The 6,651-nt window shown below is 70.3% G+C and carries 6 protein-coding genes; 1 reads left to right on the forward strand and 5 read right to left on the reverse strand.

The window, feature by feature from the left end:
* Positions 1-184: 184 nt before the first annotated feature.
* Positions 185-1,744, forward strand: coding sequence for a murein biosynthesis integral membrane protein MurJ (murJ, locus tag ABD927_RS23190; protein WP_345252261.1), 1,560 nt, complete (start codon positions 185-187; stop codon positions 1,742-1,744).
* A 151-nt stretch (positions 1,745-1,895) separates the two neighbouring features.
* Here the strand turns inward: murJ and ABD927_RS23195 are convergent, their stop codons facing one another.
* From ABD927_RS23195 to ABD927_RS23215, 5 genes are all read right to left on the reverse strand, one after another.
* The gene (locus ABD927_RS23195; RefSeq protein ID WP_345252262.1) at positions 1,896-3,962 is read right to left on the reverse strand and encodes a sodium-translocating pyrophosphatase; all 2,067 of its coding nucleotides are present in this window, start codon (positions 3,960-3,962) and stop codon (positions 1,896-1,898) included.
* 208 nt (positions 3,963-4,170) lie between these two features.
* Positions 4,171-4,824 (reverse strand): adenylate kinase, encoded by a 654-nt coding sequence (adk, locus tag ABD927_RS23200; protein WP_345252263.1) that lies wholly within the window; start codon positions 4,822-4,824, stop codon positions 4,171-4,173.
* Positions 4,825-5,257: 433 nt separating this feature from the next.
* Positions 5,258-6,022 carry a 3-deoxy-manno-octulosonate cytidylyltransferase gene (gene kdsB, locus ABD927_RS23205; RefSeq protein WP_345252264.1) on the reverse strand — a complete coding sequence of 255 codons (765 nt, stop codon included), beginning with the start codon at positions 6,020-6,022 and terminating at the stop codon, positions 5,258-5,260.
* A 10-nt stretch (positions 6,023-6,032) separates the two neighbouring features.
* Positions 6,033-6,230 carry a Trm112 family protein gene (locus ABD927_RS23210; protein ID WP_345252265.1) on the reverse strand — a complete coding sequence of 66 codons (198 nt, stop codon included), beginning with the start codon at positions 6,228-6,230 and terminating at the stop codon, positions 6,033-6,035.
* The coding region (locus ABD927_RS23215; RefSeq protein ID WP_345252266.1) for a tetraacyldisaccharide 4'-kinase at positions 6,211-6,651 on the reverse strand (441 nt) is incomplete at its 5' end. The genes ABD927_RS23215 and ABD927_RS23210, both read right to left, overlap by 20 nt.

The raw sequence follows: 6,651 nt of genomic DNA on the forward strand, positions 1-6,651 counted from the left end.
CCGTATTCGAGTAAGACGAAGACTGCGCCTGCGGCAAAATGCGCTTTTTCTTTGCGCGCTTCTTCTTCGCAGCTACGGCAGAATCGTAAGGAAAGCCAGGTAATATAGCCGTCCCCAGCCATAAAATCAAGCCGATGCACGCTCACAACACGGGCTCCGGCCGCGCCGCCGGTTCAAGGATGCCATGAATCTGCTGCGCGCCGCCGCCACCGTCAGTGGCATGACCTTCCTGTCGAGGATTACCGGGCTGTTCCGCGACATCCTGATCGCCCGGGCCTTCGGTGCCGGCAGCCTCACCGACGCCTTCTGGGTCGCCTTCCGGATCCCCAACCTGCTGCGCCGGCTGTTCGCCGAGGGCGCGTTTTCGCAGGCCTTCGTGCCGATCCTGGGCGAAACCCGCAACAATCACGGCGACGACCGCACCCGCAGCCTGCTCGACCATGTGGCGTCGCTGCTGACGGCGGCGGTGATCGCGGTCACCGCGCTCGGCATGGTGGCCGCCCCGCTGGTGGTCAGCGTGATGGGCAGCGGATTGCGCGGCGCCGAGCGCGCCGGCGAATTCCAGTCGGCGGTGTGGATGACGCGGGTCATGTTCCCGTACATCGTCTGTATGTCGCTGGTCGCGCTGGCCTCCGGCGTGCTCAACACCTGGCGCCGCTTCGCGGTGCCGGCTTTCACGCCGGTGCTGCTGAACCTGGCCATGATCGGCGCCAGCCTGTGGCTGGCGCCGCGCCTGCAGACGCCCGTCTACGCGCTGGCCGTGGGCGTGCTGGCGGGCGGCGCGCTGCAGCTGGCGATCCAGTTCGCGGCGCTGGCGCGGCTGGGCATGATGCCGCGCTACACGCTGCGGCTGCGCGAGGCCTGGCGCGATCCGGTGGTCAAGCGCATCCTGCGCCAGATGCTGCCGGCGGTGCTGGGCGTGTCGGTGGCGCAGCTGTCGCTGATCATCAATACCAACATCGCCACCTGGCTGCCGCCGGGCAGCGTGACCTGGCTGTCTTTCGCCGACCGCCTGATGGAGTTCCCCACCGCGCTGCTGGGCGTGGCGATCAGCACCGTACTGCTGCCCAACCTGTCGCAGGCCCACGCCGCCGGCCGCCGCGCCGACTACGCCGAGCTGCTCGACTGGGGGCTGCGGCTGACGCTGCTGCTGGGGCTGCCGGCCGCGCTGGGCCTGGCGCTGATGTCGCGCGCGCTGGTCAGCACGCTGTTCCACTACGGCGCCTTCACCGGCGCCGACGTGGGCCAGACCCAGCTCGCCGTGATCGCATACTCGGTCGGGCTGATCGGCCTGCTGGCAGTCAAGATCCTCGCGCCGGGCTTCTATGCCCGGCAGGACATCCGCACTCCGGTACGCATCGCGCTGGGCGTGCTGGCGGCCACCCAATGCATGAACCTGGTGTTCGTGCCGTATCTGCACCACGCCGGGCTGGCGTTGTCGATCGGGCTGGGCGGCTGCCTGAACGCGCTGGCCCTGTTGACCGGGCTGCGCCGGCGCGGCGTGTACCATCCGGCGCCGGGGTGGGGGGCTTTCGTGCTGAAACTGGCCGTGGCGCTGGCCTGCATGGCCGCGGTGCTGTGGCTGGCCGACCATCGCATCGACTGGATCGGGCTGCAGCATCACGCCGCGCTGCGCGCGCTGCTGCTGGCGGCGGCCATCGGCGCCGCCGCGGCGGTGTATTTCGCCGCCCTCGCCCTGCTCGGCTTCCGGCCGCGCGACTTCCGGCGCAGCGCAGCGGCGTAGGCTGCCCCAGACCCCGCGGGTTCATGCGCCGCGCGCCTACCCGGATATATGGAAATTCCACGGTCCACCCAGGGCACAGCGGATCCGGCTCCGCCGGTCCGCCAGTGCCGCCCCTGGGGGCGCGCGAAGCGCATGGGCGGGTCTTCTACTTCTACAACAGCGGCACCAGCAGCAGCGCCACGATGTTGACGATCTTGATCAGCGGGTTGACCGCCGGGCCGGCGGTGTCTTTGTAGGGGTCGCCCACGGTGTCGCCGGTGACGGCGGCCTTGTGGGCCTCGGAGCCCTTGCCGCCGTGGTTGCCCTGCTCGATGTACTTCTTGGCGTTGTCCCACGCGCCGCCGCCGGTGCACATCGAGATCGCCACGAACAGGCCGGTGACGATGGCGCCCATCAGCATGCCGCCCAGCGCCTGGCGCGCGGCCTCGCCGCCCATCAGCCAGCCGATCAGCAGCGCCAGCACGATCGGCACCAGCACCGGCAGCGCCGACGGGATCATCATCTCGCGGATCGCGGCGCGGGTCAGCATGTCGACCGCGCGGCCGTATTCGGGCTTGCCGGTGCCTTCCATGATGCCGGCGATCTCGCGGAACTGGCGGCGCACTTCCACCACCACCGCGCCGGCCGAGCGCCCCACGGCTTCCATCGCCATCGCGCCGAACAGGAAAGGGATCAGGCCGCCGATGAACAGGCCGATGATGACCGCCGGCTCGGCCAGCGAGAACGCCACCGTCTTGCCGAGGTGGTCGAGCGCGTGGGTGAAGTCGGCGAACAGCACCAGCGCGGCCAGGCCGGCCGAGCCGATCGCGTAGCCCTTGGTGACCGCCTTGGTGGTGTTGCCGACGGCATCCAGCGGGTCGGTCACGTCGCGCACGGCCTCGGGCATCTGCGCCATTTCGGCGATGCCGCCGGCGTTGTCGGTGATCGGGCCGTAGGCGTCGAGCGCCACCACGATGCCGGCCATCGACAGCATCGAGGTGGCGGCGACCGCGATGCCGTACAGGCCGGCCAGCGTGTAGGAGGCGAAGATCGCCAGGCACACCAGCACCACCGGCGCCGCGGTGGATTTCATCGACACCGCCAGGCCGGCGATGACGTTGGTGCCGTGGCCGGTGGTGGAGGCCTGGGCCACGTAGCGCACCGGCTTGTACTCGGTGCCCGTGTAGTACTCGGTGACCCACACCAGCAGGCCGGTCAGCAGCAGGCCGACCAGCGAGCAGCCGTACAGCCGCAGGAAGCTGTCGCTGTCGCCCAGCGCGGTGCCGCCGAAGATCCATGCGGTGATCGGGTAGAACAGCAGCACCGCCAGGATGCCGGCGGTGGCCAGGCCGCGGTACAGCGCGCTCATGATGCGCTTGCCGGGCAGGTACTTGACCACCGAGCAGCCGGCGATCGAGGCCAGGATCGAGAAGCCGCCTAGCGCCAGCGGGTACATCACGGCCTCGAACGGCGCGGCGGTGATCACCAGCGAGCCCAGCAGCATGGTGGCGATCAGCGTGACGGCGTAGGTTTCGAACAGGTCGGCCGCCATGCCGGCGCAGTCGCCCACGTTGTCGCCCACGTTGTCGGCGATCACGGCCGGGTTGCGCGGGTCGTCTTCCGGGATGCCGGCCTCGACCTTGCCGACCAGGTCGGCGCCGACGTCGGCGCCCTTGGTGAAGATGCCGCCGCCCAGCCGCGCGAAGATCGAGATCAGCGAGGAGCCGAAGGCCAGGCCGATCAGCGGCTGCAGCCGTTCGTGCAGGTCGAGCCCGGGATCGCCGACCGCCAGCAGGATCCACAGCAGCGCGGTGATGCCGGTCAGCCCCAGGCCGACCACCAGCAGGCCGGTGATGGCGCCGCCGCGGAAGGCCACCTTGAGCGCCTGGTCGAAGCCGTGCGAGGCGGCCTGCGCGGTGCGCACGTTGGCCCGCACCGAAACGTTCATGCCGATGAAGCCGGCCGCGCCCGACAGCACGGCGCCGACGGCGAAGCCGATGGCGGTGGCCCAGCCCAGGCCGGGCACCAGTCCGATCACGATGAACAGCACCACGCCGACGATGGCGATGGTGGTGTACTGCCGGTTGAGATAGGCTTGCGCGCCTTGCTGGATGGCGGCGGCGATCTCCTGCATGCGGGGATTGCCGGCTTCCTGCCTGAGGACCCAGCGTGTGGACAGGGCGCCGTACAGAACGGCCAGCAGGCCGCAGACGAGCGCGAACGGCAAAGCGACAGCCATGTAACTCTCCTTTTTTGTCCGACAGCGATTCGTGAATCGACTACGTAAAAACAAAAACATCGAGTACCGGCCGGACGCGCGACCCGCAACGCATGCCTCCGCCCGTCGTCCCATCCAGGATGCGGCGGATCCGGCTCCGCCGGTCCGCCCGCATCGCCCCTCGAGGGGCGCGCGTCAGCGCGTAGGGGTGGGCTCTTTCAGGGGAGCCTTACTTCAGCGCGTCGAATAGCCGCGCTTTGATCTCGTCCACACTGCCTACGCCGGATATTTTTCTGTAGCGCGGTGCCGCGGGGTCTCCCGACGCGGCCCAGCGCGAGTAGTAATCCACGAGCGGGCGGGTCTGCTGGCGATAGACCTCCAGCCGCTTGCGGACCGTCTCTTCCTTGTCGTCGTCGCGCTGCACCAGCGGTTCGCCGGTGACGTCGTCGACGCCTTCCTTTTGGGGCGGATTGAAGCGCACGTGGTAGGTGCGGCCGCTGGCCGGGTGGACCCGGCGGCCGCTCATGCGCTCGATGATTTCCTGTTCGGGAACGTCGACCTCGACGACGAAATCCAGGCCCACGCCGGCCGACTTCATCGCGTCGGCCTGGGGAATGGTGCGCGGGAAGCCGTCGAACAGATAGCCGTTGCCGCAGTCGGCCTGTTGCAGGCGGTCTTTCACGAGGCCGATGATGATGTCGTCGGAAACCAGGCCCCCCGCGTCCATGACTTTCTTGGCCTCGACGCCCAGCGGCGTGCCCGCCTTGACGGCGGCCCGGAGCATGTCTCCGGTCGAGATCTGGGGGATGCCGAAACGTTCCTTGAGGAAGGCGGCCTGGGTGCCTTTGCCGGCGCCGGGCGCTCCGAGCAGGATCAAACGCATTGATGGTTCCTGGTGATGTGGGAATTCCTGGCCTGGCCGATGCGGGAAAGGACCGTCGGCCGGCGCGCGTTGCCGCGTCGTTCGTGAACGGAACAATGGCAGGGACGGTCGTCGCGGACCGCCTTATTGTGCATGGTCACCAGCCCCCTCGTCGCTTCTTGCCAGGCGCGATTTTGCACAAACTTACCTCAGCGGCGTTGAGCGGTCAAATTGAGAGCCCCCGATCGCCTGGCCGCCTGTACGGCGGCCAGGCGATGGCCCCCCGAGGGGGCGCGGCGGGCTTGGGGCGGCCCGGCGCCCGCCTAGGCCACTGGCCTGCAGTTTGCCACCTGGCTACAGCTCCACCCGGCTGCGGATCGCCACCCGGCTAGAGCCACCATCCGCCTGCGGATCGCCACCCGGCTAGAGCCACCCTCCGCCTGCGGCCACCCGCCTATCGGCTGCCGGCGAGGTGCGCGCGGACTCGGTCGAGGTCGGCCTGGGTGTCGACGCCGGCCGCCGGCGCGGCGGCGACCAGGTGGACGTGGATGCCGTGGCCGTGTTCGAGCGCGCGCAGCTGCTCCAGCGATTCCCAGCGTTCCAGCGCGCCCTGCGGCAGCTGCGGGAAGCGCCGCAGGAAACCGGCGCGGTAGGCGTACAGGCCGATGTGGCGCAGCGCCGGCAGGCCGGCGGGGAAGACGCGGTCGCCGCCGGCCAGCGCGTCGCGCGCCCAGGGAATGGGGGCGCGCGAGAAGTACAGCGCGCGGCCGTCGGCGCCGCACACGACCTTGACGACGTTGGGGTTGAACCATTCTTCGGCGCCGTCCAGCGGATGGGCGGCGGTGGCGATCGCGGCCCCGGGCTGGCGCGCCAGCGTGCCGGCCACGCCGGCCACCAGGGCCGGGTCGATCAGCGGCTCGTCGCCCTGCACGTTGACGACGATGACCTCGTCGGCCAGGCCCAGCAGCTCGCAGGCCTCGGCCAGGCGGTCGGTGCCGGTGGGATGGTCTTCGCGCGTGAGCAGGACGTCGAAGCCGTGGGCGGCGACGGCGTCGCGGATCGCGCAGTCGTCGGTGGCCACGATGACCTGCTGCGCGCCGCTGGCGCGGGCCTGTTCGGCCACCCGGACCACCATCGGCCGGCCGCCGATGTCGGCCAGCATCTTGCCCGGCAGCCGGGTCGAGCGGGCGCGGGCCGGGATGATGACGACGAAGTCCATGCCCGGCCGGTCAGTTGCCGGGGGCGGCGGCGGCCGCCTCGTCGTCGGAGAGCGGCAGGGCTTCCGACTCCAGCATGATGGGGATGCCGTCGCGCACCGGATAGGCCAGCCGGCTGCTGCGCGAGATCAGCAGCTGGCGCTCGCGGTCGTATTGCAGCGGGCCTTTGCTGACCGGGCAGACGAGAATTTCAAGCAGGCGTGCGTCCATGCAGTCGGGTTTCCAGCCAGTCGATGAAAGAAGGGTCGGACAGGTGCGCCGAAACCGGCACCGCCCACAGGCGCGGGTCGTCCAGATGCTCGCATTTTACGGCGTCTTTGGTGGTGACCAGGATGCAGTCGGCGGCCAGCGCGGCGAACGGCGAGGCGTCGTAGCGGTGGTGGTCGGGCAGCGCCAGCGTGGCCGCCGGTTCGACCCCGGCGGCGCGCAGGCTGGCGAAGAAGCGTTCGGGGTGGCCGATGCCGGCGGCGGCGGCCACCCGGCCCGCGGCGGCCAGTTCGCGCAGCGGGCGGCGCAGGCCGTCGGCGATCCGCACGGCCTCGCCGATTTCCAGCCGCATCGAGACGCGGCGCGGCGCCGTCGGGCCGCCGCGGCCGGTGTCCATCGCCGCCGTGGGCGACGCGGCGGCCGG

Source organism: Pigmentiphaga soli (assembly GCF_039541095.1).
Lineage (GTDB): Bacteria > Pseudomonadota > Gammaproteobacteria > Burkholderiales > Burkholderiaceae_B > Pigmentiphaga > Pigmentiphaga soli.

Coding starts and splice junctions, on each gene's coding strand:
- kdsB (WP_345252264.1), bottom strand. CDS start 6,022: ATGGACTTCGTCGTCATCATCCCGGCCCGCGCCCGCTCGACCCGGCTG.
- adk (WP_345252263.1), bottom strand. CDS start 4,824: ATGCGTTTGATCCTGCTCGGAGCGCCCGGCGCCGGCAAAGGCACCCAG.
- murJ (WP_345252261.1), top strand. CDS start 185: ATGAATCTGCTGCGCGCCGCCGCCACCGTCAGTGGCATGACCTTCCTG.
- ABD927_RS23195 (WP_345252262.1), bottom strand. CDS start 3,962: ATGGCTGTCGCTTTGCCGTTCGCGCTCGTCTGCGGCCTGCTGGCCGTT.
- ABD927_RS23210 (WP_345252265.1), bottom strand. CDS start 6,230: ATGGACGCACGCCTGCTTGAAATTCTCGTCTGCCCGGTCAGCAAAGGC.